General features: G+C 41.1%; 31 protein-coding genes. 6 read left to right on the forward strand and 25 right to left on the reverse strand.

The window, feature by feature from the left end; all coding sequences use genetic code 11:
* Positions 1 to 166: 166 nt before the first annotated feature.
* Together DFO72_RS01555 and DFO72_RS01560 are read left to right on the forward strand one after the other, a co-directional pair.
* Positions 167 to 265, forward strand: coding sequence for a YjcZ family sporulation protein (locus tag DFO72_RS01555; protein ID WP_113884473.1), 99 nt, complete (start codon positions 167 to 169; stop codon positions 263 to 265).
* 283 nt (positions 266 to 548) lie between these two features.
* Positions 549 to 1,070: a DUF309 domain-containing protein gene (locus DFO72_RS01560; RefSeq protein WP_113884472.1), complete on the forward strand. Its 522-nt coding sequence runs from the start codon at positions 549 to 551 to the stop codon at positions 1,068 to 1,070.
* A 165-nt stretch (positions 1,071 to 1,235) separates the two neighbouring features.
* Here the strand turns inward: DFO72_RS01560 and DFO72_RS01565 are convergent, their stop codons facing one another.
* Positions 1,236 to 1,583 (reverse strand): GNAT family N-acetyltransferase, encoded by a 348-nt coding sequence (locus tag DFO72_RS01565; RefSeq protein WP_113884471.1) that lies wholly within the window; start codon positions 1,581 to 1,583, stop codon positions 1,236 to 1,238.
* Between the two features lie 480 nt (positions 1,584 to 2,063).
* Between DFO72_RS01565 and DFO72_RS01570 the strand changes: the two genes are divergently transcribed.
* Positions 2,064 to 2,933 carry a DUF1002 domain-containing protein gene (locus tag DFO72_RS01570; RefSeq protein WP_113884470.1) on the forward strand — a complete coding sequence of 290 codons (870 nt, stop codon included), beginning with the start codon at positions 2,064 to 2,066 and terminating at the stop codon, positions 2,931 to 2,933.
* A gap of 26 nt (positions 2,934 to 2,959) precedes the next feature.
* Here the strand turns inward: DFO72_RS01570 and lysA are convergent, their stop codons facing one another.
* From lysA to spoIIM, 16 genes are all read right to left on the reverse strand, one after another.
* Positions 2,960 to 4,279, reverse strand: coding sequence for a diaminopimelate decarboxylase (lysA, locus tag DFO72_RS01575; protein ID WP_113884469.1), 1,320 nt, complete (start codon positions 4,277 to 4,279; stop codon positions 2,960 to 2,962).
* 185 nt (positions 4,280 to 4,464) lie between these two features.
* The gene (locus tag DFO72_RS01580; protein WP_113884468.1) at positions 4,465 to 5,949 is read right to left on the reverse strand and encodes a spore germination protein; all 1,485 of its coding nucleotides are present in this window, start codon (positions 5,947 to 5,949) and stop codon (positions 4,465 to 4,467) included.
* Positions 5,921 to 6,511, reverse strand: a complete 591-nt coding sequence (locus DFO72_RS01585; protein WP_113884467.1) for a stage V sporulation protein AE — start codon at positions 6,509 to 6,511, stop codon at positions 5,921 to 5,923. Before DFO72_RS01585 ends, DFO72_RS01580 begins: the two co-directional genes overlap by 29 nt.
* 55 nt (positions 6,512 to 6,566) lie before the next feature.
* Complete coding sequence (locus tag DFO72_RS01590; protein ID WP_113884466.1) at positions 6,567 to 6,989, reverse strand: stage V sporulation protein AB; 423 nt, start codon at positions 6,987 to 6,989, stop codon at positions 6,567 to 6,569.
* Positions 6,979 to 7,605, reverse strand: a complete 627-nt coding sequence (locus DFO72_RS01595; RefSeq protein WP_113884539.1) for a stage V sporulation protein AA — start codon at positions 7,603 to 7,605, stop codon at positions 6,979 to 6,981. Before DFO72_RS01595 ends, DFO72_RS01590 begins: the two co-directional genes overlap by 11 nt.
* A 229-nt stretch (positions 7,606 to 7,834) precedes the next feature.
* Positions 7,835 to 8,593, reverse strand: a complete 759-nt coding sequence (gene sigF / locus DFO72_RS01600) for an RNA polymerase sporulation sigma factor SigF (protein WP_009332823.1) — start codon at positions 8,591 to 8,593, stop codon at positions 7,835 to 7,837.
* Positions 8,594 to 8,605: 12 nt separating this feature from the next.
* Positions 8,606 to 9,046: an anti-sigma F factor gene (gene spoIIAB, locus DFO72_RS01605; protein ID WP_113884465.1), complete on the reverse strand. Its 441-nt coding sequence runs from the start codon at positions 9,044 to 9,046 to the stop codon at positions 8,606 to 8,608.
* 2 nt (positions 9,047 to 9,048) lie between these two features.
* Positions 9,049 to 9,399, reverse strand: a complete 351-nt coding sequence (gene spoIIAA, locus DFO72_RS01610) for an anti-sigma F factor antagonist (RefSeq protein ID WP_113884464.1) — start codon at positions 9,397 to 9,399, stop codon at positions 9,049 to 9,051.
* Between the two features lie 224 nt (positions 9,400 to 9,623).
* Positions 9,624 to 10,787 (reverse strand): D-alanyl-D-alanine carboxypeptidase family protein, encoded by a 1,164-nt coding sequence (locus tag DFO72_RS01615; RefSeq protein WP_113884463.1) that lies wholly within the window; start codon positions 10,785 to 10,787, stop codon positions 9,624 to 9,626.
* A 148-nt stretch (positions 10,788 to 10,935) separates the two neighbouring features.
* Positions 10,936 to 12,240 (reverse strand): pyrimidine-nucleoside phosphorylase, encoded by a 1,305-nt coding sequence (locus DFO72_RS01620; RefSeq protein ID WP_113884538.1) that lies wholly within the window; start codon positions 12,238 to 12,240, stop codon positions 10,936 to 10,938.
* Between the two features lie 306 nt (positions 12,241 to 12,546).
* Positions 12,547 to 13,368 (reverse strand): purine-nucleoside phosphorylase, encoded by an 822-nt coding sequence (locus DFO72_RS01625; RefSeq protein WP_113884462.1) that lies wholly within the window; start codon positions 13,366 to 13,368, stop codon positions 12,547 to 12,549.
* A 31-nt stretch (positions 13,369 to 13,399) separates the two neighbouring features.
* Entirely contained in the window at positions 13,400 to 14,584 is a 1,185-nt protein-coding gene (gene deoB / locus DFO72_RS01630) for a phosphopentomutase (protein ID WP_113884461.1), read from the reverse strand.
* A 311-nt stretch (positions 14,585 to 14,895) separates the two neighbouring features.
* Positions 14,896 to 15,789: a site-specific tyrosine recombinase XerD gene (xerD, locus tag DFO72_RS01635; RefSeq protein WP_113884460.1), complete on the reverse strand. Its 894-nt coding sequence runs from the start codon at positions 15,787 to 15,789 to the stop codon at positions 14,896 to 14,898.
* 9 nt (positions 15,790 to 15,798) lie between these two features.
* A complete protein-coding gene (locus DFO72_RS01640) occupies positions 15,799 to 16,026 on the reverse strand; it encodes a YqzK family protein (RefSeq protein ID WP_009332831.1) in 228 nt (75 codons plus the stop codon).
* A gap of 441 nt (positions 16,027 to 16,467) precedes the next feature.
* Positions 16,468 to 16,941 (reverse strand): Fur family transcriptional regulator, encoded by a 474-nt coding sequence (locus DFO72_RS01645; RefSeq protein ID WP_113884459.1) that lies wholly within the window; start codon positions 16,939 to 16,941, stop codon positions 16,468 to 16,470.
* 236 nt (positions 16,942 to 17,177) lie between these two features.
* Positions 17,178 to 17,822, reverse strand: a complete 645-nt coding sequence (spoIIM, locus tag DFO72_RS01650) for a stage II sporulation protein M (protein ID WP_113884458.1) — start codon at positions 17,820 to 17,822, stop codon at positions 17,178 to 17,180.
* A gap of 168 nt (positions 17,823 to 17,990) precedes the next feature.
* Between spoIIM and DFO72_RS01655 the strand changes: the two genes are divergently transcribed.
* Complete coding sequence (locus tag DFO72_RS01655; RefSeq protein WP_113884457.1) at positions 17,991 to 18,566, forward strand: GNAT family N-acetyltransferase; 576 nt, start codon at positions 17,991 to 17,993, stop codon at positions 18,564 to 18,566.
* A 15-nt stretch (positions 18,567 to 18,581) separates the two neighbouring features.
* Here the strand turns inward: DFO72_RS01655 and DFO72_RS01660 are convergent, their stop codons facing one another.
* Together DFO72_RS01660 and DFO72_RS01665 are read right to left on the reverse strand one after the other, a co-directional pair.
* Entirely contained in the window at positions 18,582 to 19,748 is a 1,167-nt protein-coding gene (locus DFO72_RS01660; protein WP_113884456.1) for an endonuclease Q family protein, read from the reverse strand.
* Position 19,749: 1 nt separating this feature from the next.
* A complete protein-coding gene (locus tag DFO72_RS01665) occupies positions 19,750 to 20,301 on the reverse strand; it encodes an NUDIX hydrolase (protein ID WP_113884455.1) in 552 nt (183 codons plus the stop codon).
* A gap of 76 nt (positions 20,302 to 20,377) precedes the next feature.
* On the opposite strand from DFO72_RS01665, the gene mciZ reads away from it, so the two are divergent.
* A complete protein-coding gene (gene mciZ / locus DFO72_RS01670; RefSeq protein WP_113884454.1) occupies positions 20,378 to 20,512 on the forward strand; it encodes a Z-ring formation inhibitor MciZ in 135 nt (44 codons plus the stop codon).
* Between the two features lie 72 nt (positions 20,513 to 20,584).
* Positions 20,585 to 21,508 carry an aldo/keto reductase gene (locus DFO72_RS01675; RefSeq protein ID WP_113884453.1) on the forward strand — a complete coding sequence of 308 codons (924 nt, stop codon included), beginning with the start codon at positions 20,585 to 20,587 and terminating at the stop codon, positions 21,506 to 21,508.
* Between the two features lie 34 nt (positions 21,509 to 21,542).
* Here DFO72_RS01675 and DFO72_RS01680 read toward each other — a convergent pair whose 3' ends face one another.
* The 6 genes from DFO72_RS01680 to DFO72_RS01705 form a co-directional block, all read right to left on the reverse strand.
* The gene (locus tag DFO72_RS01680; RefSeq protein ID WP_113884452.1) at positions 21,543 to 22,265 is read right to left on the reverse strand and encodes a hypothetical protein; all 723 of its coding nucleotides are present in this window, start codon (positions 22,263 to 22,265) and stop codon (positions 21,543 to 21,545) included.
* A 59-nt stretch (positions 22,266 to 22,324) separates the two neighbouring features.
* Entirely contained in the window at positions 22,325 to 22,570 is a 246-nt protein-coding gene (locus DFO72_RS01685; protein ID WP_035330060.1) for a YqkE family protein, read from the reverse strand.
* A 77-nt stretch (positions 22,571 to 22,647) separates the two neighbouring features.
* The gene (locus tag DFO72_RS01690) at positions 22,648 to 23,019 is read right to left on the reverse strand and encodes a VOC family protein (RefSeq protein WP_113884451.1); all 372 of its coding nucleotides are present in this window, start codon (positions 23,017 to 23,019) and stop codon (positions 22,648 to 22,650) included.
* Between the two features lie 83 nt (positions 23,020 to 23,102).
* Positions 23,103 to 23,771, reverse strand: coding sequence for a 3-oxoacid CoA-transferase subunit B (locus DFO72_RS01695; protein ID WP_113884450.1), 669 nt, complete (start codon positions 23,769 to 23,771; stop codon positions 23,103 to 23,105).
* A 24-nt stretch (positions 23,772 to 23,795) separates the two neighbouring features.
* The gene (locus DFO72_RS01700; protein ID WP_113884449.1) at positions 23,796 to 24,485 is read right to left on the reverse strand and encodes a CoA transferase subunit A; all 690 of its coding nucleotides are present in this window, start codon (positions 24,483 to 24,485) and stop codon (positions 23,796 to 23,798) included.
* 62 nt (positions 24,486 to 24,547) lie between these two features.
* Entirely contained in the window at positions 24,548 to 25,735 is a 1,188-nt protein-coding gene (locus DFO72_RS01705; RefSeq protein ID WP_113884448.1) for an acetyl-CoA C-acetyltransferase, read from the reverse strand.
* Positions 25,736 to 25,898: the final 163 nt, after the last annotated feature.

Consider the following 25,898-nt stretch of genomic DNA (forward strand, 5'->3'; position numbering starts at 1 on the left):
AAAGACTATATCTAGTATAGATTATTCATTAATGTTATCCAATAGAAAAATAACCCTGATGTCCGGAATACCCCAATTTCATTTTCATATTTTTTTGATGCGCCCAATCAATCAGGCAATTGCCTACATACGATGTATGGAAATAAAGATACAGGAGGTATTTTATATGTCTAATGCTGGATTTGGAGATTGCGGAACCGGGTTTGCTTTAATTGTAGTGTTGTTCATCCTATTAATTATTGTAGGAGCTTCCTGGTGCTTCTAAATTGTTGCGTTTATACAGCAAAGCTTTGCTGGCTGACCTTTAAAAGAATGGCCTAGCAGGGACCAGCCAAAAAGCGCCAAAATATATGAATTTAAATTCATCCCCTGTAAGCCCGGCTAAATCGCCGGGTTTTTATTTTTCTGATTACCGCTTCTGCTATGTTAAAATTAAGAAAAACACAATCGCCTTCTCGGGAATAGGGACTAAAGCTTGACAGTAATCGACGCTCAAAATCTTATAGTTTCCTATTTGTTTAAAACAAGAATTGTCAAGGAGTGAAAGTATGTATCCTGATGAATATATCGAGTTCATGGTCCATTTTCATGGTGACCGTGATTATTTTGAATGTCACGAAATACTGGAGGAATACTGGAAGAATACCGATCGAAACAATAAAAATTCTATATGGGTTGGGTTAATTCTCATGGCAGTTTCTTTTTATCATCATCGCAGAGAAAATTATAATGGAGCAGAACGTACTCTCCGCAAAGGAATCGCCATATTGGAGTGCAGTCCTGCAGATTTGACGGCACTGGGAATTAATGCAGATCAATTGATGAAAGACCTTAAGGAAAGGCTCGATCTAATACAAAAAGGCGGAAAGTACACGAGCGTTAATTTGCCAATTACAGACCGCCTGCTTAAGGAGAAATGCATGAATATGTGTTCCTCCAAGGGATTTGCCTGGTGCTCTGACAGCATTCTGCTGGATAAAGAAATTGTTCACCGCCATAAAAGAAGAGATAGAACAATGGTCATTAAAGAGAGACTGGATGCCCTAAATCAAAAAAAAAGGCAGGAATAATAATTATTCGCTGCCTTTTCCAATGTAAGAAAGTATATTATGTTGAGTCTCGAGAACTGTCCAGCGCAAGCAGCCTGCCCCCTCGATGTCACAAGCTGACCCACCCCAAAAGGCAAAAAACGCCATTCCGTGATTGTTGAGGTTGACAAGGTGCTTCCGCTTTTCCTAATTAACATCACATTTGTTTAAAAAAGATTCCGTTTCATCAGTTGCAGTTAACGTTTTGCCAGGGTATAGTTCATCCAATGCTTTTATCATTGTTTTGCCTATCCCTTGATGGCGGTGTGACGGGTTAACAGAGATATGCTGAATCTCCATGGTCTGATCACTTGATGTAACACCAACCAGCCCAATTATATCTTCGCCTTCCTTCCACAAAAACAGCTGCCAATTTTCTTCTGTTTCATATTGCTTCATCGTCTGCTGCAGCCTTTTCAGGTCTTTTTCATTAGGCATGAAAGATAAAAGACCCATTGCAATTTTTTCAAATGATTTTTTATATCGAATTAGCATATTAATCCCTCATTATTTGAATAAAAACATCATAACTATTTTTCCCATTTTTTAATATTTGTAAACTTACTATAACAGTATATGTATTCATGCTGAATGTTGCTATTTTCGAATAAAAACCGTATAATAGCGCCTTTATTGATACAAGACGGCTCTAAACTATAAAAAACCAGTAAACCAGTCCCCATCCGATACTTAAGACAAGCAATAAAATAAAAAGAAGCCAATTGCTTTTTTTCATGATTCCTTACTGCCCCCATTTATATATAAATCCTATGACTCACAAACTATCATTCATTTTACACTATTCTTTTTGATAATTCCATTCTGCCTGCTGAAATAGGCATTTTGAGCTAATGTTTCAGTTATACAAGAATTGAAACTTTTTCGCATAAGAATCGTCTATTTACAGGAAGCCATTATAATTAAGGGAGACTAGTCATACATGGCTTACCTATTATTGCTCCGGGAGGAAACCGCATGAAATGGAATAAAATGCTTGCGCTATTCATTATTTCGCTATTATTTATTATGCCGATACAGGCATTTGCCGATATGGCAGAAGGTGACGTAATTGTCACCCTGGGAGAGAATCTATCAGAAGAACAAAAAAATATGCTGCTGGCTGAAATGAAAGCTCCGAAAGATGCGACCATCATTACTGTTTCAAATGAAGAAGAACATAAATATCTTGGCAATTATATCTCTAAAGCTTTAATAGGCACGAGAGCGATATCTTCTTCCGCCGTCACAATAGCAAAACAAGGCTCCGGACTTGAAGTTGAGACAAAGAATATCAACTGGGTTACTGATGAAATGTATATTAATGCCTTGATTACTGCAGGTGTAAAAGATGCGAAAATCTATATAACAGCTCCTGCGAATGTTTCCGGTACAGCTGCCTTAACAGGCATCATCAAAGCATATGAAATCTCGGCCGAAAAGACAATCCCTGAAGAAGTAAAGCAGGCGGCTAATGAAGAAATGGTTGAAACAGCTAAGCTTGGCGATTCGGTCGGAAACGAGAATGCTGCTGCTTTAATTGCCAAAATTAAAGAGGAAATTGCCAAAAATTCACCTGAAACCGATGCAGAACTTAGAACTATTATCGAAAATGCCGCAAAGGAACTTGGCATCACTTTGACTGAACAGGAGATTTTAAGTTTAATAGATTTGTTCAACAAACTGAAAGAGCTAGATATAGACTGGAATCAGGTCGGCGAGCAGCTTAACCAGGCAAAAGACAAAATCTCCAAGTACCTTGAAAGTGAAGAAGGCCAAGGTTTTTTAGAAAGCTTAAAGCGTTTTTTTGTGAGTGTAATAGACGCTGTTAAAGCCTTCTTTTCTTAATAAATTAAGCTGCCTTGGCGGGCAGCTTAATTTTTTATTTTTTCATTGATCGGCAGATCTAATCTTAAAATGTCCTCGTATGTTTCTCTTTTAACAACTAGCTTAGCCTCTCCATTTTCAACAAAAACGACAGGCGGCCTTGGGATTCGGTTATAGTTGTTTGCCATGGAATAGCCGTATGCGCCGGTGCAGAAAACGGCCAGGAGGTCTTGATCCCCTGCTTTTGGAAGAGGCAAATCCCAAATAAGCATATCGCCTGATTCACAGCATTTACCGGCAATTGATACTGTCTCTTCGGGTTTATCCAATACCCGGTTTGCCAATACCGCTTCATACTTAGCCTGATAAAGAGCCGGTCTGATATTGTCACTCATGCCGCCGTCCACAGCCAGATAATTTCTAACATTTGGAACCTCTTTGCGTGATCCCGTCTGGTATAAAGTTGTCCCTGCGTCTCCCACAAGGGACCGCCCAGGCTCAATCCAAATTTCCGGCATCTTCATTGAATAATGTTCAGCCTGTTTCTTAACTTCCCCAATGATTTCTTCAACATATTGAGATGCATGAATCGGATCATCTTCTTCAGTGTAGCGGATTCCAAAACCACCGCCTAAGTTAAGAACTATAGGTTCATAAGCATGCTTTTCTTTCCATTCTGCCATCTTTTCAAAAATTTTCTTGGCAGCCAAAATGAATCCTGTTGTATCGAAAATCTGAGAACCGATATGACAATGCAGTCCAAGTGTTTCGATCCAGCTTGAATTCAGCGCTTTTTGTAAAGCCGATTCCGCCTGTCCATTCTGAAGGTCAAACCCAAATTTTGAATCTTCCTGGCCAGTTAAGATATAGTCATGGGTATGGGCTTCAATTCCAGGTGTAACCCTGAGTAAAATTTTTGTCCTGGCTGCATGAGATTCACAAATCTCTTCTAATAATTCCAGCTCATAAAAATTATCGACAACAATACAGCCGACCTGATTCTTAAGAGCCATTTCCAATTCTTCTCTGCTCTTATTGTTCCCGTGAAAATGGATTCTTTCAGATGGAAAATCTGCAGTAAGAGCTGTGTATAACTCACCGCCTGAAACTACATCCAAAGAAAGACCTTCTTCATCAACAAGCTGAACCATGGCCACTGTAGAAAAAGCTTTGCTTGCATATGCCACTTGTGCTTTTATTCCAAGCTTATCGAAAGTCTGCTTAAATCCCCTTGCCCGTTCTCTTATTAATGCCACATCATATACGTATAAAGGTGTTCCAAATTGACCGGCAAGATCGACTGTGTCCATTCCGCCAATTTCAAGATGCCCTTTTTCATTTACCTTCATCGTGCCGTGAAAAAACATGGTTCCCCCTCTTCCTTTTCCACAGGAGCTAGGCCAGGTGCCCTTGCCCCCGAGATTAATCAGTTTATGAAAGAAATAGACAGCTGCATAAGAGACTGTCTATTCTGTTTCCTTTAATCCTTTATTTAATTAAAAAAACTTTACCATATTTCTTGTATTTCCGCAATCGGCATTACGCGTATTTCTTATTTAACAGGCTGCTTATAGCGATTTTTAGTCTGGACAATACTCGGCCTGATCTTTGAACCGGGCATGGAACGGCGAATCAGGATTTGGGTTAAAGCCACCGGGCTGAATGGAATGAACGGCCATAGATATGGTGTATTCAAAGACTTAATGCTTGCCAGCAGGAGAATGACTAGTGTAAGCCCAACGACTAATCCTGGTGTATGGAAAATGGCAACTGCCACAAGCAAACACAATCGTAGAATTTTATTGGCAATGCTCAGTTCATAGCTTGGTGTCGTATATGTTCCAATTGCCGAAAGTGATACATATAAAATGACCTCAGGAACAAATAGGCCAACATCTATGGCAATTTGACCTATAAGTACAGCTGCTATTAAGCCCATGGCAGTTGAAAGCGGTGTAGGTGTGTGGATGGCTGCAATCCTTAGAAATTCAATTCCGACGTCTGCAAGAAACAGCTGGGCTATGACAGGAACATTCGTTTCTTCGTTTGGTCCGATAAACGCAATCCTTTCTGGCAGAAGCGAAGGCTCCAAAACAAACAGGAACCATAACGGCAAAAGCACAACGGAAGCCAAGAGACCTAAAAAGCGAATCCAGCGGACAAATGTGCCAACAGCTGGCGATTGCCTGTATTCTTCCACATGCTGTAAATGATGAAAATAAGTAGTAGGTGTTATAATGACACTTGGTGAAGTATCTACAAAAACAATAACATGCCCTTCAAGCAAATGGGCGGCTGCCACATCCGCCCTTTCCGTATACCGTACCAGCGGGAAAGGATTGTAGCCCTGTTTTAGTAAAAATTCCTCAACTGTTTTATCAGCCATGGTAATGCCATCTATTTCAATGGCTTTTATTTCTTTTCTAATTAAATCAACTAGATCCTTATTGGCCACATCTTTAATGAAACCAATGGCAACATCCGTTTTAGACCTTTCACCTACTCGCATTATCTCAAATCGCAGTCTCTCATCCCTAATTCTTCTGCGGGTTAAGGCAGTGTTTACTATAATATTTTCTACATAGCCATCTCTTGATCCACGGACAACCTTTTCAGTATCCGGCTCCTGAGGGGTTCTGCCGGGATAGCTTCTGACATCGATGACAAGCCCTTCTCCCTCTCCCTCGCCTACAACCACAATTAGGCCTGAGAGCACCTGATCGACCAGCTCATCCATTGTTTTAATGTGTTCAATTGATTGATGCCTCAGCCTGTTTTCAATGATTTTAAAAAGGTTAGCGGAAAGTTTTTCACTGTCATTGATTCCAACAAGTCCCTCAATGATAGCAATGATATAATTCGTATCCGTTAATCCATTAATATAATAGAAATGTACATCCTTCCTTAAGATCGTTAGCTTTCTGACACCCAGATCGAAGCTTTCTCCCAGGCCGACTCTATTTTTCATATATTTTTCAATTTCATGTACGGATTCAAAAATGGGTGTCTTATCTTCTTTCGTCTTCCTTTGTGCCATAATAGCCGCTCCTTTCCAATACAAGTTCTACTGCCTTTCTTGTAATTGGTGATCCTGCATTGTAATGATCTTTTTTGGACATCTTCCCGATATCGCCAATTCCTACGATTATCGGCACATCCAGCTTATCCAGACAATAGACGGTATCACCATTGATTCTGCCTATTTCCATCTCGGGAACTCCAAACTTATCAACTCCGTAGGGGGTTAATTCGCCATTATTATCAATACACACATCTACTTTTGTCCATTCGGCCTGCCTTGTTTTTGAGGCAACTGCTATGATTCCCAGAACATCGATATCCTTATGGCCCGCAACATATTTCAGCGCATTCTCTCCAGTTCCCTCCCCGATAAAGCCGCTGTCATCGAACATAACCAGCACAGGATCATGCGAGACTTTTTTTATTAGCTTGACGATTTGCTGACCGGTTAAGATTGAAGGGTTTCCATGCGACAGGGACAAGCATCTTCCACCGATTTCCTTAGCAACAAGCTCAACTGTCTTCCTTGCAAAATCGTCTCCATCTGTTATAAGAATGACGTGCCTCCGTTCATCCATAGCGGTTTTTCCTTTCCGATTCCTCATTTTTCTTTAAATATGCCCAACCGATTGCTTATTTATTTACAAAATAAATCCATTGAAACAGTGATCCGAACACCTTCCCAAATACAAATGCCATTAATAAAATCGCAATTTTCCCATCCACTCCGATTCTTTTCGCAAGGATTGGAAATACATTCAAAACTTCGGTTAAAGCTGCTGCCAGCATTCCAATAAATATTCCCGAAGCCAGTCCGAGTGGGATTAAAAGCAGCGGTGTTAACTGGAGCACAGGATCCCATAAAGTTGCCAGTGCACCTGCCAATGCACCCATAACAACTGCAGCTTCATAATGATGGATCATTTTCATCGTTTTGGTCAGCTGAGTCAGCCTCGGGATAATGCCTAAAACTGCCAGAAAGGCAACAAACCCTGAACCAACAGCGAGCCCTCCCGCAAATCCAATGATCATTACCAGAACAACATTAATGGTCATCAAGATACTTCATACTCTCCTTGTTTTCTTTCAATGCAACATAATTATCAAGGTCCAGCTGATAATTGAACATTTCCACTTCCAATGGGCTAGGTTCTTCATTAAGCCGCTTTTTAAAAACATGATTAAAGAATATGATCATGCCAAGCCCCAGGCCTATGGAATAGGGAATTTGAAAAATGAGGGGCTTTCTGTCCACTTCCCCAGTTATGAGAGTGTAAATTCTAAGCTGTACAGCCTGCATACTTACATCTTCATGAAAATTCATAATTGCCAGGGCGGCACCAATAAACAGAAGCAGCCAAACCAGCAGGAAAAGAGGGAATGAGACTTTTTGCTTTTTTGTAACCACCTCAACTATCGATTGAGCCGGCCCGATCGACTGGACCTCCAGGTTTGAGTTTGAAAATATTTGGGTAATAGCACGAATTACCTTCATAACGTCAATTATCACAATATTCCTGTCATGCTCGGTTACTTTATATAGTGGAAGTGCACAAAGCTTTTCATAAATATCATCATCAGCAATGACCTGTGCGATATCTTTAAGCAGTATTTTCTCATTGGGCCGTATTTGCAGACGGTGCCGCAAGCGAATATAAACTGTTTTCTCCAAAACGCTCACTTCCCACAAAGTGATTTCTTTTTTATCAAACTTGGTTCGCATATTTAGAGCGTTTCCGCTTTTGTGTCTATATTTAGTATGAGTTACATATATTAGCTTCATGAACTCCAATAATTGGCTGTTTAGAAAAGCAGCAAATGCGGGGGATCTAGACAGTTATCGATGTTCAAAGCTTTATGCTTTGCTATTTTGAAAATAAAAAAAGAAAGACCGGATGGATTTATATATCCATTCGATCTTTCATTTGCTGGAGTATCTTTTTTTCAAGACGCGATACCTGAACCTGGGAAATACCTAGCCTTGCTGCCACTTCAGATTGAGTCTGATCTTTATAATAGCGCAAATAGACTATCAGTCTTTCCCGCTCATCCAATTCGCGGATCGCTTCTTTTAGAGCTATTTTATCAAACCATTTCCCTTCATTGCCATCATCTATCTGATCGAGCAGCGTTATGGGATCTCCATCATTTTCATAAACGGTTTCATGTATTGATGAAGGTATCCGGCTTGCTTCCTGGGCGAGGATAATATCTTCCGGAGAGATTTCCAGAAACTCGGAAAGCTCAGTAACTGTCGGGATGCGGCCAAGCGTTTTTGATAGCTCATCTTTGGCCTTCCTGATTTTATTGCCCATTTCCTTCAATGAACGGCTTACCTTTACCGTTCCATCATCGCGGATGAATCTTTGGATCTCCCCGATAATCATTGGAACCGCATAGGTTGAAAACTTCACATCATAACTGAGATCAAATTTATCAACTGATTTCAACAAGCCGATACAGCCAATTTGGAAGAGGTCATCCGGTTCATATCCTCTATTCAAGAATCTCTGAACGACAGACCAGACAAGACGCATATTTTTTTGAACAATTTTGTCTCTTGCACCCTGATCTCCGCTTTGGCTTTGCTTTATAAGCTCCTTGACTTCATTGTCCTTTAAATAGGTTTGGCCCTTCTCTGCTTTAACCTCCACATCCATAGCAAGACTCCCTTAATTGCATAGCATTTTACTATTTGATAAATGCTTCCTTAATCGGATCTCTGTGCCTATCCCCGGCTGCGATTTGATTTCGATTTCGTCCATGAAATTTTCCATGATGGTAAAGCCCATACCTGATCTTTCCAGTTCAGGTTTTGTTGTAAATAACGGCTGCCTGGCTTCCTCCACATCCATAATTCCAAGACCTTGATCCTTAATGGTCAAATCAATGAATCCATCTTCAATCAGGACAGAAATATAGACAGTCCCATTAGGATCATTTTCATAGCCGTGAATAATGGAGTTGGTTACAGCTTCGGAAACGACAGTTTTAATTTCTGTCAGTTCATCCATCGTCGGATCAAGCTGAGCAATAAAGGCAGCAACAGTGACACGAGCAAATGATTCATTTTGGCTAAGTGCGCTGAACTCGAGGTTCATCACATTTTTCATTTTCAGGCAACCCCCAATCTTTGCAGTGCGTTTTCTTCTGTCAGTTCTAAACGGATAATCTTAAATAAACCCGACATATCAAATAGTCTCTGCACTGCTGGAGAAATCGCACAAACAACCATTTCACCATGCTTTTGTTTGATTTGTTTGTATCTGCCCAAAATAACTCCCAACCCTGAACTATCCATAAAAGAAAGCTGCTCAAGGTTTAGAATAATGTGATGGATGTCATGATCTTCAATCGCCCTTGTTGCCTGTTCACGCAGCTCATCTGCCGAATGATGGTCCAGCTCCCCGCTTAAACGAATACATAAGACATCATGCTTTACTTCCAAATTAATGTTAAGACTCACTATCTTAGCCTCCTTATCTGGTATCCGCAACTGAAAAAGCCGCTAATGCTCCATGCTCTTTCTCCGGATAGGATAAGCCGGAATCTCAAAAGTTCCGGTATCCGCCCTTATAGTGAGTCAATTTCGATGCATGATGTTTCATTTCCTTCCTGGAGACAAAACTAGTGCATTTTCGCTAAAAATAATTAACATAAAGATTCTTTTCGACAAAAATGAATGGTCATTTATTCAGCTTTTGAAAATAATCCCATGGATCTCTTAAACAAGGTCCACCATGATGCTTCCCTACTATCTTCTTTAGCAACCAGAGGGCTTTCAACTAAAACTTTTCCATCCTTTTTCAAGGTTAGTGTCCCGATTTGATCGCCCTTTTGGACAGGTGCTTTAATATTTTTATTTAATGTGACTTTTTGTTCAATTTCCTCAATGCTTTCACCTTTTTTAGTTAATAGGGAAATTGGTTCGCTTGTCAGGGCTTCAACCATTTTCTTCTCCCCTTTGCTTACTGCCGCTTTGCCAAGGACGTGATTTCTTTCATACATTGGATGTGTCTTGTATTGGCTGAATGCATAATCGAGCATTTTAGTCACTTGGGCATTGCGTTCTTTGGAAGTCGGTGCGCCAAATACAACTGCTATTACCCGCATGCCATCTTTCTCGGCCGTTGCTGTCAAACAGTATTTTGCTTCAGAAGTGAAACCTGTTTTAAGCCCATCAACTCCTGGATAAAATCGCACAAGGCGATTTGTATTGACAAGCCAGAATTTTTTATCTGTATCTTCACGAAGATAAGCTTCATATGTGCCAGTAAAATCTGTTATATTTTCATATTTAAGAAGCTCTTTTGCCATTATTGCCATATCATGTGCAGTACTGTAATGTTCCTTAGCTGACAAGCCTGTAGGGTTTTGGAAATTAGTATCTTTCAGGCCTAATTCCTTTGCCTTATTATTCATCATTTCAACGAAGGCTTCTTCTGAACCGGCAATTCTCTCAGCCATTGCTACAGACGCATCATTTCCTGAACCAATCGCGATTCCCTGCAGCATTTGCTTTGTGGTCATTTCTTCACCCGGCTCTAGGAAAATTTGCGAGCCGCCCATTGATGCTGCATACTCACTTGTCCGGATTTTCTCATCCCATGACAGCTTTCCTTCATCTATAGCTTCCATGATTAGAAGCATTGTCATTACTTTAGTCATACTCGCAGGCGGAAGCTGTTCACCGCTATTTTTTTCATACAATATCGATCCGGTATCACGTTCGATAAGAATTGCGGATTTTACATTATCCGCTAAATCTGCACTGCTTTCTCTTGCAAATCCTGAAGGAACAAAGATTGTTGCCATTAATAATGTTATTAACATCAATGAGACGAGTCGTTTCATCACACAATACCTCCATTCTTTATAGCCTCCATTTTTTCCATTCAAAGAAAATTTATACAGTACTGGCTGGCTAAAAAGAAAATAAGAGAAACAGCACCACAGCAAAAAGCCGCCAGACATAAAGTCCTGGCGGCTTTTTGCTGCTATATTATTCAGTTATTTCTTCATGAATCAATACTGGAGCCGATACTTTTTCAGTCGATATAGCAATGTTTTCATAAAGCATATTTTTTACTTCTTCTACATTTTCGAAATTGCTGTAGATGGTTACTAGAGATTCACCCTTCTGTACCTGGTCGCCGATTTTCTTTCTTAACATAAGGCCGACAGCAAGATCGATTTCGGATTCCTTGGTTGCTCTTCCTGCTCCTAAAAGCATGGCTGCTGTTCCGATTTCATCTGCTGCAATCTCAGAAACATAGCCATCCTGCTTAGCTTCTAATTCAAATGTATAATTTGCCTGAGGCAATTTTTGCGGATCATCAACAACGGAAGCATCTCCGCCTTGAGAGCTTAAGAATACTTTGAATGTGTCTAAAGCAGAACCGTCTTTAATAACATTCTCAAGCTTTTCACGCGCTTCCTTCAGTGAATCCGCTTTTTTCGCCAAGAAAACCATATGGCTGCCCAAGGTCAGGCAAAGTTCTGTCAAATCCTCAGGACCTTCGCCTTTTAAGGTATCGATCGCTTCTTTTACTTCAAGGGCATTTCCAATTGCATAACCCAGCGGCTGGCTCATATCCGAAATAACTGCCATTGTGTTTCTGCCAACATTATTTCCGATTCGAACCATCGCTTTCGCTAATTCCCGTGAATCTTCAAGCGTTTTCATAAATGCGCCAGCGCCTGTTTTAACATCAAGGACAATGGCATCAGCACCTGCAGCGATTTTCTTGCTCATAATCGAACTTGCAATTAGAGGGATGCTGTCGACTGTAGCTGTAACATCGCGAAGTGCATACAACTTTTTGTCTGCTGGTGTTAAGTTGCCGCTCTGTCCAATTACTGCAATTTTATTTTGATTAACAAGCTTAATAAATTCATCATTTTCAATTTCCACATGGAAACCTTCTACAGACTCAAGTTTGTCGATTGTTCCGCCTGTATGTCCGAGTCCCCTGCCTGACATCTTCGCAACCGGAACACCTACTGCCGCTACAAGCGGTCCCAGGACCAGTGTTGTTGTATCGCCAACACCGCCAGTTGAATGTTTATCTACTTTAATGCCTTCTATTTTTGATAAGTCGATTTGATCACCGGATTCTACCATCGCCATAGTCAAGTCGGCTCTTTCGTTCTCTGTCATTCCCTGGAAAAAGATAGCCATTGTTAACGCACTTACCTGATAATCCGGGATTGAACCATCTGTATATCCTTTAATGACAAACTGAATTTCTTCAGTTGCTAACTCAAGGCCATCCCTTTTCTTTTCAATAAGATCAACCATTCTCATCTCAAACACCACTGCTTTCATTTATTCTTTTCATATGGCTCTTTCCTAACCGATTGTTGTTTTTGCACAATAAGTAAACCCGTTGATTTCAGCACGGGACACTTGTTTTTCCACGGGGAGGAACCAAAGCCTCTTCGGCTTCGCTTGGGGGGTCTCACGCTCCCTCTCCTCCCGCAGGACATTGAATAACCCTCCTTGACGAAGAAAATGCGAATCCATTTTCCAGGATCAAGTGCCCACCGCGAAGAATCAACTCAGTAATTAAACTAAGTTAGCTGCATGCCTCCAAAATTACCATAAGAAATCTTATGCACCAAGTTCTTTAACGATTGCTTTCACATAACGAAGGAAATCGGCTTTGACTTTCTCAGTCGTTTCGATAACTTCCTCGTGGTTCAGCGGCTGATCCAGGATACCCGCAGCCATATTTGAGATACAGGAGATTCCAAGCACATTCATTCCTGAATGCTGTGCCACAATGACTTCTGGGACAGTTGACATACCGACTGCATCTCCCCCCATCGTTCTCAGCATGCGAATTTCTGCAGGAGTTTCATAAGTTGGCCCTGTATTGCCGACATAAACTCCTTCCTGAACCTTCAGGTTTAGCTTATCCGCTATACCTCTGGCAAGCTTTCTCAACTCTTTGGAATATGCTTCTGACATATCCGGAAAACGCGGACCCATACGGGAATCATTAGGACCAATAAGCGGATTGCTGCCCATATTGTTGATATGGTCTGAAATAAGCATGAGATCACCAGGTGAATAGGTTTCATTCACACCGCCTGCTGCATTCGTAACAATAAGCTTCTCAACACCCATTTCGTTCATAACTCTTACAGGAAAGGTTACCTTATCAAATGAGTATCCTTCGTAATAATGGAAACGGCCTTGCATAGCAACCACTTCAATGCCGTTCAAACGTCCGAATACCAATTGTCCAGCATGGCCCTCTACTGTTGATACAGGAAAATCCGGGATTTCGTTATATGGGATTTTAACCGGTTCTTCAATTTCGTCTGCCAGTACTCCAAGTCCTGACCCCAATATCAGCCCAATCTTTGGCTGCCCTGTATATTTATTTTTAAGAAATTCAGCCGCATTTTGAATTTTGCTATAATTCATCGTCATTCTCCTCATCTGCTGTTTTATTGCATTATTTCAATTGATTTAAAAAGCTTTTGCCAAAAGCCGGCATCTTTACATTAAAGTTATCGGCAATTGTTGCCCCAATATCTGCAAAGGTCTCGCTAATTGGAAGCTCTTGCCCCTCCTCCATGTCTTTTGAGTAAACAAGAAGTGGAACATATTCACGTGTATGATCTGTACCATGATGGACAGGGTCATTGCCATGGTCGGCAGTGATCATTAATAGGTCGCCGTCCTGCATTTTTTCAAATACTTCAGGCAGGCGCTCATCAAATTCTTCAAGAGCTTTTCCATAGCCTTCTGGATCCCGTCTATGCCCAAACAATGCATCAAAGTCAACAAGATTCAAAAAGCTCAGGCCCGTAAACTCTTTTTCAAATGTTTCAATCAGCTTATCCATTCCGTCCATATTTGAAGTAGTGCGAATGGCTTCAGTTACCCCTTCGCCATCAAAAATGTCAGAAATTTTGCCGATTGCCAATACATCAAGGCCGCTGTCTGCCATTTCGTTCATTACCGTGCGGTCAAATGGCTTTAACGCATAATCATGTCTATTTGATGTTCTTTGGAAATTTCCCGGCTCGCCAATGAATGGTCTGGCAATCACTCTGCCCACCATATATTTTTCATCCAGCGTCAGCTCGCGTGCTATCTTACAGATTTTATACTGTTCTTCGATTGGTATTATATCTTCATGTGCCGCAATCTGCAGTACTGAATCCGCTGATGTATAAACAATCAAAGCGCCGGTTTTCATATGCTCTTCCCCGAGTTCAACCAGAATTTCCGTTCCGCTCGCCGGTTTATTGCCGATTATTTTTCTTCCGGTACGGGCTTCAAGTTCAGAAATCAATTCCTGCGGGAACCCGTTTGGAAATACCCGGAAAGGAGTTTGGATATTCAAGCCCATGATCTCCCAATGTCCAGTCATTGTGTCTTTTCCGTTGGAAGCTTCCTGCATTTTTGTGTAAAACGCCATCGGCTTCTCTGCTTTTTCGATTCCTTTGATTTCACTGATATTACTAAGCCCGAGTTTGCCCATGTTGGGCATCTTCAGGCCATTCATTTTTTCTGCGATGTGGCCGATCGTATCAGCGCCTTTATCACCGAACTTATCGGCATCAGGTGCTTCGCCAATTCCTACTGAGTCCATGACGATTAAAAAAACGCGATTATATGTATATGCAGACATATGAAAACCTCCTAATTATTTGAATACGGTTACAAAAATCATATTCGTATAGTACCCTTTTTAGGTTTATTTAACACTGATTCTCTTGCTGAAAGAAAAGCGGAACGCTTGCCCGCCCACGACATCAGAAGGAGGCAGGCGGTGGAGCTAGACAGTAAAAACGGAAATTCTTTCAGTTAAATAAATATTTAGATAGCCCTTTCATTTGTCAGAAGTCTGACATCTATATTTTACATAATAAACAGGTAAAAAGACAAGAAAAAGCTGCCTACTTTTCATGGCAGCTTTATGACATTTATTTAATTAATGGTTTAAGCACGCGGATGATATTGGCTGTACACATCTTTAAGGCGAGTTTTGGTAACATGCGTATAAATTTGTGTGGTGGAAATATCGGCATGTCCAAGCATTTCCTGGACTGCCCGCAAATCAGCACCATTTTCAAGCAGATGAGTAGCAAATGAATGCCTCAGCGTATGCGGAGTAAGTTCCTTGTCGATCCCTGCCTCCTGAGCAAGCCGCTTCAATATTTTCCAAAATCCCTGTCTTGAAAGACGTTTGCCGTGATGATTTAAAAATAACGCTTCATCTTTATACTTTTTTGAAGCAAACTTTCCTCTTCCTTCACTTAAATACTTTTCAAGAGCTTCGGAGGCTGTTTTGCCAATAGGCACAATCCGTTCCTTGTTTCCTTTGCCTATACATCTTACAAAGCCCATCGTTAAATGGACATCACCCATGTTCAGGCCTATCAGCTCACTCACGCGAATACCTGTAGCATATAAAAGTTCAAGCATGGCTTTATCACGCAACCCAAAGTGATCCTTTTTCTCTGGAAAATCCAATAAAGTTTCCACTTCCTGCATGTTTAATACTTTTGGAAGCGAACGTTCCATTTTCGGTGTTTCTATATGGACAGATGGGTCATGGCCAACTGCTTTTTCGCGGAGCAGAAATTGGTGAAAGGCCCTTAAGGAGGCTATATGCCGGGCCAAGGTTTTTGAGGATTTGCCCTGTTTTTTTAAAAAGCCGAGAAATTGGACAATCTGCGTACGCTGCACACTCTCAAGGTTTGAAATCTTCTCTTCAGACTTGAGATATTTCAGATAACTTTTCAAATCTCTTTCATAAGATACAATTGTATTTTTAGCGAGGCCTTTTTCTACAAGTAAATAATGAATAAAGTCTCTTAACTGATCATCCATATAATTGCATTACTCCCCATTTAAGTAGAAAAGAATTAACCGGTCCAGCAAGCTCCTATCTTCATCTGTTCCGCTCGCTGACACCTTAACAGCCGCTCCCTGTGGTTCGTCATAGCGGTGATAATCCTGGTATTCTTCATTTAACCACATAATACCATAATAAAAAAGGATTGTGCATCCAGTAAAAATGACAAACACTTTAATGGTCTGAAAAGCCATACTCAGCCAGGATTTCATTGTTTGGTCCTCCATCACTTTTAATAAGCAAAGATTCAAATGCTTTCTATTATTAAAAGGTATGCCATTTTGGACAAGAATTATACCTGAATCTGCATAATTGGCGTTTCTTCAGGGCACTTTCCTTTTTAGTTGGATTTCTCTTTTATAACCAGGCTATTCTAGAATATTGTTTTTCAGAAAGTAGCCCGTTGATTTCGGCACGGGGACTTGCTTTCCGCGGGGAGGAGTGAGAACCTCCTCCCGCAGGACATTGAATAAACTTCCTTGAATGAACACCGCACGAAGGAAATACAATAGCATTTTCGTGGATCAAGTGCCCACAGCGAGGTTCAACTCAGCGGTAAAATATTTTTACCCATTTGAACGCAGCAAACTTTGTGAAAATAGCTCAAAATAAAAAGCCCATTCTCATGTAAGAATAAGCTTTGTCAGTGAATATTAGTTTTCTTCTGCTTCGGTTTCGTTGTCTGTCTGTTTATCCTGGCAGCGGTAGCAGATGCCATGAAACGTAAGGCGGTGATCCTTTATTTTAAAGTTCCAGCGGCGTTCAACCACTTCCTCTACGTCTTCAAGCAAATCTTCCTGAATTTCATCAACAGCTCCGCACTCAATACAGACTAAATGGTGGTGAAAATGGGCTGCCCCTTCCTGACGCAGGTCATAACGGGAAACTCCATCACCAAAGTTAATTTTATCGACAATTTTTAGTTCAGTCAGCAATTCAAGTGTTCTATATACAGTTGCCAAGCCTATCTCAGGCGATTTCTCTTTTACTAGGAGGTAGACATCTTCCGCACTTAAATGATCCTCTTCGTGTTCTAACAGGACGCGAACTGTTGCCTCTCGCTGTGGTGTTAGTTTATAGCTGGATGAATGCAACTGTTTTTTTATTCTTTCAATTCTGCTTTCCATACCGAAAGTCCCTCCCTCGCCACTAACATTCTCATTATAACAGAAATAAGATCACATTCAAAATAAAATAATTATAAATAACAGATAAAAATCACTTTTATATAATAATTATTATAATATTTTTTAAAACATATTTAAACCTCTTTATATGTACCCTATCTTTTTTGTTTCTATCCCTTTTTCTGTACAAACAAAAGACAGAGCCGCCAGCTCTGCCTTTTGCAGTCATTCACATATTAGGATTGGATTGAGTTGACAACAGACTTCATTAAGACAGGAGAGATAAACGCCTCCACTCCAGCTGCTGCAATTAGAAACAGAATGGCTACTGCAAAAGCAATCATATATCTTCCGAAAAGCGGCATCATGGGCTGACCGACTTTTTTCATAAATTGTCTTCTTATCATTTTTAAAGAGAAAGAAACAGCCAGTGCTGCAGCGAGAATAAATATAGGTATAATGATCAGATTCTGGGGAAGGACCGATACAAAGGAAAGCAAAAACCCCTCCCATCCCATTTGGTTAACGAGAAAACCAACTGTAAAGCCAACCACCATCCCTTTCATAAATAGAAGAATCAGAATGACAGGCAGTCCAATTATAGAGATTCCCAAAATCCACATCAGCCCTATAAATTTCGTATTATGGAAAAAGCTCTGTTTGAATAATTCATCTGCTGCTGCAACATGTCCATCTGATACCTGGCCAAAAAACTGCGACAGATAATAAAATAAATCTTCCTTTTGTGTAAAGCTTAAGCTATTTACAACGATAGCCCCAAAAATGACACCCATCAGAAATAACACAACAACAAATAAATAGATTGAGGAATGTTCGCGAAAGTGGGCTGCTGCAGCGTTCTGGTACATTTTTTTCTTCATTGCTCTTCCTCCTAAAACAAAACAGATTGGATATTAAATTGTATGCCTGTCCCAGATTTGTATGACAAAGAATTGGATTATTCCCCAATGGAAAAAAGTCTTGAATAATCCAGTTATTTCCGTTATAATTTTCAAAATTATTTAAATAGTCATTGGAGGAATAAATAAATGGATCCGATTTTAAATGAGTTTCCAGAGAGGATTGAAACCGAAAGACTATATATGAGACCTGCCATGCCCGGAGATGGGAAAGCCGTTCATGAAGCTGTAACAGCTTCGGCTGCTGAGCTAAAAAAATGGCTTCCTTTTGCACAGAATGATCAATCAGAGGAAGAAGCTGAAGCGGGTATCCGCAGATCTTATGCAAAGTTTATCCTTAGGGAAGATTTCCGCATCCATATTTACCGGAAAGAAGACGATGCTTTTGTCGGTTCCACTGGCCTGCACCGAATCGATTGGGATGTCCGCAAATTTGAAATAGGTTATTGGGGAGACACAAGGTTTCAGAAAAACGGCTATATAACTGAAGCTGCTGAAGGGTTGACCAAATTTGCTTTTGAGCATTTTGAAGCGAATAGAGTGGAAATTAGATGTGACCCGAAAAACATAAACAGCCGAAGGATTCCCGAAAGGCTGGGATACACACTTGAAGGAGTATTGCTCAATGACAGCCTCAGCGCAGATGGAACAGAGCTTAGGGATACATGCGTTTATGCTAAAGCACCTAAAAAACATAGAGCCTGATGGGCTCTATGTTTTTTAGATATCCATAATTTTGCCGTACTTGCCTCCGCCCCCTGCCTTGAGGTTTAATGTTCCTTCACGCGCTTTCCCAATAAGCTTGGCTATTTTCTCAGGGATTACTTTGTTTATTTCTGATAATGGAACATCGTGAAGAATGGCCATTTCAGTGCCGAAATAATTCAGCAGCTTTTCCAGCATTTTCGGGCCTAGCCCTGGAATGAATTCAAGCGGCACCTGATGAATATAAGGAGGCCGTTCAACGAGCAATTCTCCAGATGATTTTAGTTCAGAGATCCGGTCAGCCACGCCTTTGATAAATTTGTGGTGACTGCAATTTCTGCATTTACCCTTTGCTTCATCAAAGGGTCCAAAACATTCAGAGCAAACTGTCTGATGGTATTTGCCAAGCAGCGGATCAAGCCCGAAATTGGCTTTTACCTTGCATTTTTCTTTTCCAGTCAAAGCCTTCTTCAGTTCGGCAAATGTAGGTGACTCCATCTCAAGGATTTGATATTCTCTCGCTATTTTTTTTAGTGAATGGGCATCTGAGTTTGTTAAAAAGGTATAATTGTGAAGTTCAGCTATTTGATCTGCCATCTTAGTATCTGCACTGAGCCCCAGCTCTATTGCATCGATTAAGTCAGGATCAAATACCTCTGTCAGCGACCGCTCTACCCCTTTCCCGAATAAACTTTTAAATGGGGTAAAAACATGGGCAGGAATAAAAAGCCCATCCAGTTCCTTCACTTTTTCCTGAAGCATTCTGCCTGAGGCATAAATTCTCTGTGAACTTAACGTTATGTTCTTTAAATGTCCCGATAACCAGGCTGAGAAAACCTTCATGGCTGAAAGAGTCGGAAGGAAGCAAAGAACATGAATGGGGCCTTTACAGGAATCATCATATATTTCAAGTTCCGACCCGGGTATAATTGTTAAATCTCCATATTGAAGTCCCCCATCCCTATGTTCAGTTACAATGCCTTTTTGGGCCAAATCTTCGATTTCAAGTATGACTTCAGGAGAATGACAATCAATAATGCCGATGATATCAAGCCCTTTTTCATTGCGGGCATGCCTGATGATATTTGTGAAGGTAAGGGATTTAGCGCCTGTTATTTTAACCGGCTTTCCCGTAAAGGTGCGTCCAATATGGATATGGAAATCTGCAAAATAGCGTTTCATTTTATTTTTTCATCGCCTCTTGCAGCTGGAGATATTGGATTGCATAAGCGGTTTTCGCGTCATGAATCTTCTGCTCCTTCAGCAGGGATATTGCTTCATCAAGCGTTACTTCCATAAGATTCACAAATTCATCTTCATCAGGAGATGCGGCATTTTCCTTTATCATAAGACCCTTTGCTATATATAGATGTACCAGCTCGTCAGCAAATCCGGGAGAAGTGTAGAATGAGATCAGCCATTCCATTTCCCCGCAGCCGTATCCCGTTTCTTCTTCCAGCTCCCTCTCTGCACAAACTCTGGGATCTTCCCCTGCTTCAAGCTTACCGGCCGGTATTTCGGCAATAATCTTATCCAGCGCCTTTCTATATTGTTCAACCATCACGATTTTATTTTCATCCGTAACTGCCAATACAGCTACTGCCCCGGGATGTTTAATAATTTCCCGCTTTGATGTTTTGCCATTGGGCAGCTCAACATCTTCCACCTGCAGACTAATAACTTTTCCAGTGAAGATTTTTTCTGTTTGAATCGTTTTTTCTTCTAGGCGGCTCATTGATTACGTCACTCCTGTTCTATTCCGTTACTGATTGCTCATACATTTTATCATACTTGATGAGGGGGAGTATGGCATGAAGGTGTATGTGCACAGCAGGGGGATTATTCTGACCGGCAAAGCCTGGGAAGTCCGTGAGAAACTAAAACAATACAGCAGGCAGTATGTCCTTGTAAAAGACTGGGTTGAATCTCAGAACAATATAAAATGATAAGCCTCTAAATTTGAGTATGCCTCATTTGTTTATGTACAATTATAGAAAGCACTTAAATGAGGTGGGTACTTGAAAAAGAGAAGACTTGGAAACTCAGACTTGTACGTAAGCGAGCTTGGGCTGGGCTGCATGTCAATTGGCACCAACCCTTCCCAGGCTCAGGAGATTATTGAAGCTGCCCTTGAAGAAGGAATCAATTATTTTGATACAGCTAATTTATATGACTTTGGCGAAAATGAAAAGCTTGTCGGACAATCCTTAAAGAGTGTCCGCGAACAGGTGATCATTGCTACCAAAGCCGGCAACCGCTGGAATAAAAATAAAGATGGCTGGAGCTGGGATCCCTCAAAAAGTCACATCAAAGAAGCTGTAAAGGACAGTTTAAAAAGGCTGGGCACAGACTATATTGATTTATATCAGCTTCATGGCGGCACGATTGAAGATCCTATTGATGACACCATTGAAGCATTTGAGGAACTGAAGGAAGAAGGATACATTCGACAGTATGGCATATCCTCCATCCGTCCAAATGTGATCCGTGAATATGCTGCGAAATCCTCCATTGTCTCTGTCATGATGCAATACAGCATTTTAGATCGGCGTCCGGAAGAAGAAGCTCTGCCTCTTTTAAATCAAAAAGGCATCAGCGCAATTACAAGAGGTCCCCTTGCTAAAGGAATGCTTAGCAACAAAATGCTTGATAAAGCATCTGAATCGGTAAAAGCGAAAGGGTATTTGGATTACAGCTACTCTGAATTGGAAAAATCAATCAGCAGTATAAGAGAGATAATTTCAGACGAGCGCTCCATGACCGAGATAGCATTTCAGTATAATCTCGCGGATCATGCTGTTGCTTCTGTTGCGGCAGGTGCAAGCCGAGCTGAGCAAGTAAGGGAAAATGCAAAAGCAGCAAGAGCCCATCCACTGAATAAAGACGAATTGGCTCTGATAAAATCCATTGCAAAGTTAAACAAGTATGAACAGCATAGATAACTTAACCGATGAGGGCTGACGCAATGGTCAGCTCTTAAATCATTATTAAGATTATTGTATATCCTGCCACTCCCCCAATAAAAGCAGCAAAATTGCTTTCTCTTTCCTCAGGCAGCTCCTCTTTAAGCACATTTAATATCACTCCTCCTGCTAGAGCTGCAAATAAGAAAGCAATTACCATCTCACTTACTTCTGTTAACACTCCAACTGCCCATCCTATTAATATGGAAAATGTCAGTACCCATTGCCCATATTTATCGTATATCCTTTTATGTGATTGCCTTAAGCCATGATCATTAGAAATAAAGTGGACTGAAAGGGCAAAAAAATAAATAAGCCATTCTTTTAGACTGTCAAACTCCCCATGTACAAGCAGATAGCCAATTAGCATATTGTAAATAAAAAAACTGGATATATGAAGCCCAAAAAGTTTTGCTGCATTCCTCTCATCCTTATTTTTTTGAGAATATTTAACTGCTTTCTCAATTCCATAAAAGGCGCAAAGACCCATCATGGCAAATATGTAAACATGGCTATCCAGGTATTTGAAAATCTCAGATCTTTCCATCCCTTCAAGACTTTCCTGATGTTTTTTAAGCTCTGGAAGGACATGTACAAATATATAAGCTACAGAGATTCCGCTTGCGGCTGACAGAAGCCTGCTTCTTGGGATATAGGTTAAAAATTTCATGTACTTTGAAGAGAAGTGCACAAATGAAAAACCGAGAGCAAATATAAAACTTAATAAAGAAAACATGGAACGACCCCCGTCTTTTTTATTAATCTTTGCCCTCGGTTATTTTAAATGAAACTTTTTTATTTGAACTCTTTCCAGTTAAGATCGCTTTCTCCAAGCAATTCTTCAAAACTTTTATTTTTTTCGCGGAGTCTTCTTTCCTCTCTTTTTCTGCGCTCTTCTTCTTCCTTCTGTTTATCTTCAGCAGCTTTTAATTCCTGCTTCTTCCCTTTTAATTGCTCCATCAAGTCCTGATTTAGCATGTCGCCAAGTGTGACTGGCTTATCGTCTTTCTTAGGCTGGGAATGATGTTTTTTCTTTTTCATAGTATCCCCTCATCAACTAATTTTGCCATTTATTATAACATATTTTTTTATTGATGAAGGAACAGGCTGAATCGTTATTATGGCAAATACTCCAGAAACTCAATTCTGTTTCCGAATGGGTCATCAACAAAGAATCGCTTTCTTCCTTCTATAGGCGGTTCTTCCTTTATAGCTATCTTCTGCTTTTGAAGAGTGCTTCTCAAGTCCTCGAGGTTTTCCACAATAAATCCAGGGTGCGCTTTTTTTGCCGGCAAGAAGCCTTCCTGCACCCCGATATGGATTTCCTGATCTCCGCATATAAACCAGCAGCCGCCGCGCTTCTGAAGATTTTCAGGCTTGGGAATTTCCTTCAGCCCAAGCTGTTCACCGTAAAATTTCCTGGCATTATCCTCGCAGCCTTTTGGAGCTGCCAGCTGGATATGGTCGATCCCTTTAAATGAAAATCTCATTTTTTCTCCTCTTTTCTGTAGGATAAAACCGAGTGAAAAATAATGAAAAGCACAGCATTTTCAGCTGTACTTTTCAAAAGGTATTAATAAGCTTCTGTGACAACGTTTTCGTCAATTTGCAATTCAGGTTCTGTTGAATTGATTATGTCCTCGATTGTGAAGCCTTTAGCGACTTCAACAAGCTTCAAACCAGAATCGGTTACATCGATGACTGCCCGCTCAGTTATAATGCGGTCAACGACGTTTTTTCCTGTTAAAGGCAGGCTGCAGTCTTTAAGAATCTTCGAATCGCCATTTTTATTAGTGTGATCCATAATGACGATGATTTTATTGGCCCCATGAACCAGATCCATTGCACCGCCCATTCCCTTGATCATCTTCCCTGGAATCATCCAGTTGGCCAGATCACCTTTTTCGGAAACCTCCATTCCGCCGAGAATGGCAATATTCACATGGCCTCCCCTGATCATCGCAAATGATTCAGCACTATCAAAATACGAGGCCCCCGAAATTGCGGTAACTGTTTCTTTTCCTGCATTAATTAAATCCGGATCAACTTCGCTTTCAGCAGGATATGGTCCAATTCCCAGCAATCCATTTTCAGATTGAAGGACTACTTCTTTATTATCAGAAATATAGTTTGCAACCAATGTCGGCATGCCAATTCCCAAATTCACGTAAAAACCATTTTCAATTTCTTTCTCAGCACGTCTGGCGATTTTCTCGCGGACTGCTGCTTTATCGTTACTCATGAGTCCCTCTCCTTCCGTCAGTATCTATTTCTTTACAGTCAGTCTTTCAATGCGCTTTTCCTGTTTTCCCTTAATCAGCGACTGAACATAGATGCTCGGCGTATGAATATAGTTCGGATCCAATTCACCAATTTCATAAAGTGTCTCCACTTCTGCAATTGTCACTTTGCCTGCTGCTGCAATCATCGGATTGAAGTTCCGGGCAGTTTTGTGATATACAAGATTGCCCATTTTATCGCCCTTCCATGCCCTTACAAGGCTGAAGTCTGCTTTCAGTGCCTCTTCAAGGAGATATTCCTTGCCGTCAAAAACCTTGGCCTCTTTCCCCTCTGCAATCGGTGTACCTACTCCTGCCGGCGTATAAAAAGCAGGAATGCCGGCACCGCCTGCACGGATTTTTTCCGCCAGCGTTCCTTGAGGGAGCAGCTCTACTTCAATTTCGCCTGAAAGAACCTGTCTCTCAAACTCTTTGTTTTCGCCGACATAAGAACCGACCATTTTCTTAATCTGTTTATTTTTTAAAAGCAGTCCAAGCCCCCAATCATCAACACCGCAGTTATTTGAAATGACAGTTAGGTCCTTGACCCCTTTATCAACTAAAGCAAGAATAAGGTTTTCAGGGATTCCGCACAGACCGAAGCCGCCAACCATTAGGACAGCGCCATCATGAATTTCCTGAACCGCTTCACTGAAGGAAGTACAAATTTTCTTCACTTCAATCACTCCTTTCATTTGAAATACTCAATTTTTTTGCTATTCATTTACTTTCGAATTTCCTAAGCAAGCTCCACCACTGTGGCTACCCCCTGGCCACCGCCGATGCATAGAGTTGCAAGGCCTTTTTTCGCCTGTCTTTTTTGCATCTCATGAATAAGAGTTACAAGAATTCTTGCACCGCTTGCGCCGATTGGATGTCCGAGCGCAATGGCCCCGCCATTGACATTCAGAATCTCCTTGTTAAAACGAAGCTCCCTGTCAACTGCGAGCGACTGGGCTGCAAATGCTTCGTTTGCTTCAATAAGCTCCAGTTCATCCATGGAAACAGATGCCTTTTCAAGCGCTTTTTTTACCGCAGCAACAGGGCCAATGCCCATTATGCTTGGATCCACACCTGCACTTGCATTTCCTTTAATCGTTACTAACGGCTTAAGACCGAGTGCATCTGCTTTCTTTTTGCTCATAACAAGCAATACTGCAGCCCCGTCATTAATCCCGGAAGCATTACCGGCTGTTACACTGCCGTCTTTCTTAAACGCCGGGCGCAGGCCTGCGAGCTTTTCAGCAGTCGTCCCTTTCTTTGGATACTCGTCTGCATCAAAAACAACCGGATCCCCTTTTCGCTGAGGAATTTCCACAGGAACGATTTCATTATTGAATTTTCCTTCTTCAATTGCCTTTGCTGCCTTTTCCTGGCTGGCTGCTGCGAATTCGTCCTGTTCTTCCCGGCTCAGCTCGTATTTCGAGCAGAGATTCTCAGCAGTAACTCCCATATGGTAATCATTAAAGGCACACCAGAGCCCGTCTGATATCATCGAATCTATAAGCTTTTGATCTCCCATTTTAAAGCCATTTCTTGCATTTTTCAGTATGTAAGGAGCCTGACTCATATTCTCCATGCCGCCAGCTATCACCGCTTCTGCATCACCAGCTAAAATGGCCTGTGCAGCTAAATGAACTGCTTTAAGCCCGGAACCGCAAACCTTATTAATCGTCATCGCGGAAACGCTTTCAGGAAGTCCCGCTTTAAGAGCTGCCTGCCTTGCCGGATTCTGGCCCAGACCTGCCTGCAGGACATTCCCCAGGATTACTTCATCTATCTGATCCGGTGTTACGCCTGCTTTTTCAAGTGCGCCTTTTATCGCAATCGCCCCAAGCTCTGGTGCTGATACATCTTTAAGGCTTCCATTAAAACTGCCTATTGCTGTCCGGACCGCGCTGACTATTACGACTTCTGTTTGTGCCATCTCTCTCATCCTTTCAAAACATCTCTCTGCTTATATTCGTGCCAAGATCTCAAAATTCCTTTTATTTTGTCAAAATTTTTATTATTCTTGCAATCGAAAATACTTTCCTACTACAATAAATTCAAGCGATTTAACATTTTAAAGAAAGCGCTTACCAGGCACA

It is taken from the genome of Cytobacillus oceanisediminis, assembly GCF_004366035.1.
GTDB lineage: Bacteria > Bacillota > Bacilli > Bacillales > Cytobacillaceae > Cytobacillus > Cytobacillus oceanisediminis_C.

What these genes read in the sequence shown, in the direction of transcription:
- DFO72_RS01665 (WP_113884455.1), bottom strand. Translation starts at nt 20,301, where the DNA reads ATGAGCCGCCTAGAAGAAAAAACGATTCAAACAGAAAAAATCTTCACT.
- spoIIAB (WP_113884465.1), bottom strand. Translation starts at nt 9,046, where the DNA reads ATGAAAAATGTGATGAACCTCGAGTTCAGCGCACTTAGCCAAAATGAA.
- DFO72_RS01565 (WP_113884471.1), bottom strand. Translation starts at nt 1,583, where the DNA reads ATGCTAATTCGATATAAAAAATCATTTGAAAAAATTGCAATGGGTCTT.
- DFO72_RS01625 (WP_113884462.1), bottom strand. Translation starts at nt 13,368, where the DNA reads ATGAATTATAGCAAAATTCAAAATGCGGCTGAATTTCTTAAAAATAAA.
- DFO72_RS01580 (WP_113884468.1), bottom strand. Translation starts at nt 5,949, where the DNA reads ATGGCACAAAGGAAGACGAAAGAAGATAAGACACCCATTTTTGAATCC.
- DFO72_RS01655 (WP_113884457.1), top strand. Translation starts at nt 17,991, where the DNA reads ATGGATCCGATTTTAAATGAGTTTCCAGAGAGGATTGAAACCGAAAGA.
- DFO72_RS01555 (WP_113884473.1), top strand. Translation starts at nt 167, where the DNA reads ATGTCTAATGCTGGATTTGGAGATTGCGGAACCGGGTTTGCTTTAATT.
- DFO72_RS01570 (WP_113884470.1), top strand. Translation starts at nt 2,064, where the DNA reads ATGAAATGGAATAAAATGCTTGCGCTATTCATTATTTCGCTATTATTT.
- DFO72_RS01695 (WP_113884450.1), bottom strand. Translation starts at nt 23,771, where the DNA reads ATGAGTAACGATAAAGCAGCAGTCCGCGAGAAAATCGCCAGACGTGCT.
- DFO72_RS01680 (WP_113884452.1), bottom strand. Translation starts at nt 22,265, where the DNA reads ATGTTTTCTTTATTAAGTTTTATATTTGCTCTCGGTTTTTCATTTGTG.
- DFO72_RS01705 (WP_113884448.1), bottom strand. Translation starts at nt 25,735, where the DNA reads ATGGCACAAACAGAAGTCGTAATAGTCAGCGCGGTCCGGACAGCAATA.
- DFO72_RS01660 (WP_113884456.1), bottom strand. Translation starts at nt 19,748, where the DNA reads ATGAAACGCTATTTTGCAGATTTCCATATCCATATTGGACGCACCTTT.
- DFO72_RS01645 (WP_113884459.1), bottom strand. Translation starts at nt 16,941, where the DNA reads ATGGAAAGCAGAATTGAAAGAATAAAAAAACAGTTGCATTCATCCAGC.
- DFO72_RS01640 (WP_009332831.1), bottom strand. Translation starts at nt 16,026, where the DNA reads ATGAAATCCTGGCTGAGTATGGCTTTTCAGACCATTAAAGTGTTTGTC.
- mciZ (WP_113884454.1), top strand. Translation starts at nt 20,378, where the DNA reads ATGAAGGTGTATGTGCACAGCAGGGGGATTATTCTGACCGGCAAAGCC.
- spoIIM (WP_113884458.1), bottom strand. Translation starts at nt 17,822, where the DNA reads ATGAAGAAAAAAATGTACCAGAACGCTGCAGCAGCCCACTTTCGCGAA.
- DFO72_RS01560 (WP_113884472.1), top strand. Translation starts at nt 549, where the DNA reads ATGTATCCTGATGAATATATCGAGTTCATGGTCCATTTTCATGGTGAC.
- DFO72_RS01685 (WP_035330060.1), bottom strand. Translation starts at nt 22,570, where the DNA reads ATGAAAAAGAAAAAACATCATTCCCAGCCTAAGAAAGACGATAAGCCA.
- deoB (WP_113884461.1), bottom strand. Translation starts at nt 14,584, where the DNA reads ATGTCTGCATATACATATAATCGCGTTTTTTTAATCGTCATGGACTCA.
- DFO72_RS01690 (WP_113884451.1), bottom strand. Translation starts at nt 23,019, where the DNA reads ATGAGATTTTCATTTAAAGGGATCGACCATATCCAGCTGGCAGCTCCA.
- DFO72_RS01590 (WP_113884466.1), bottom strand. Translation starts at nt 6,989, where the DNA reads ATGACCATTAATGTTGTTCTGGTAATGATCATTGGATTTGCGGGAGGG.
- DFO72_RS01585 (WP_113884467.1), bottom strand. Translation starts at nt 6,511, where the DNA reads ATGGATGAACGGAGGCACGTCATTCTTATAACAGATGGAGACGATTTT.
- sigF (WP_009332823.1), bottom strand. Translation starts at nt 8,593, where the DNA reads ATGGATGTGGAGGTTAAAGCAGAGAAGGGCCAAACCTATTTAAAGGAC.
- DFO72_RS01615 (WP_113884463.1), bottom strand. Translation starts at nt 10,787, where the DNA reads ATGAAACGACTCGTCTCATTGATGTTAATAACATTATTAATGGCAACA.
- xerD (WP_113884460.1), bottom strand. Translation starts at nt 15,789, where the DNA reads ATGGATGATCAGTTAAGAGACTTTATTCATTATTTACTTGTAGAAAAA.
- DFO72_RS01620 (WP_113884538.1), bottom strand. Translation starts at nt 12,240, where the DNA reads ATGAGAATGGTTGATCTTATTGAAAAGAAAAGGGATGGCCTTGAGTTA.
- lysA (WP_113884469.1), bottom strand. Translation starts at nt 4,279, where the DNA reads ATGTTTTTTCACGGCACGATGAAGGTAAATGAAAAAGGGCATCTTGAA.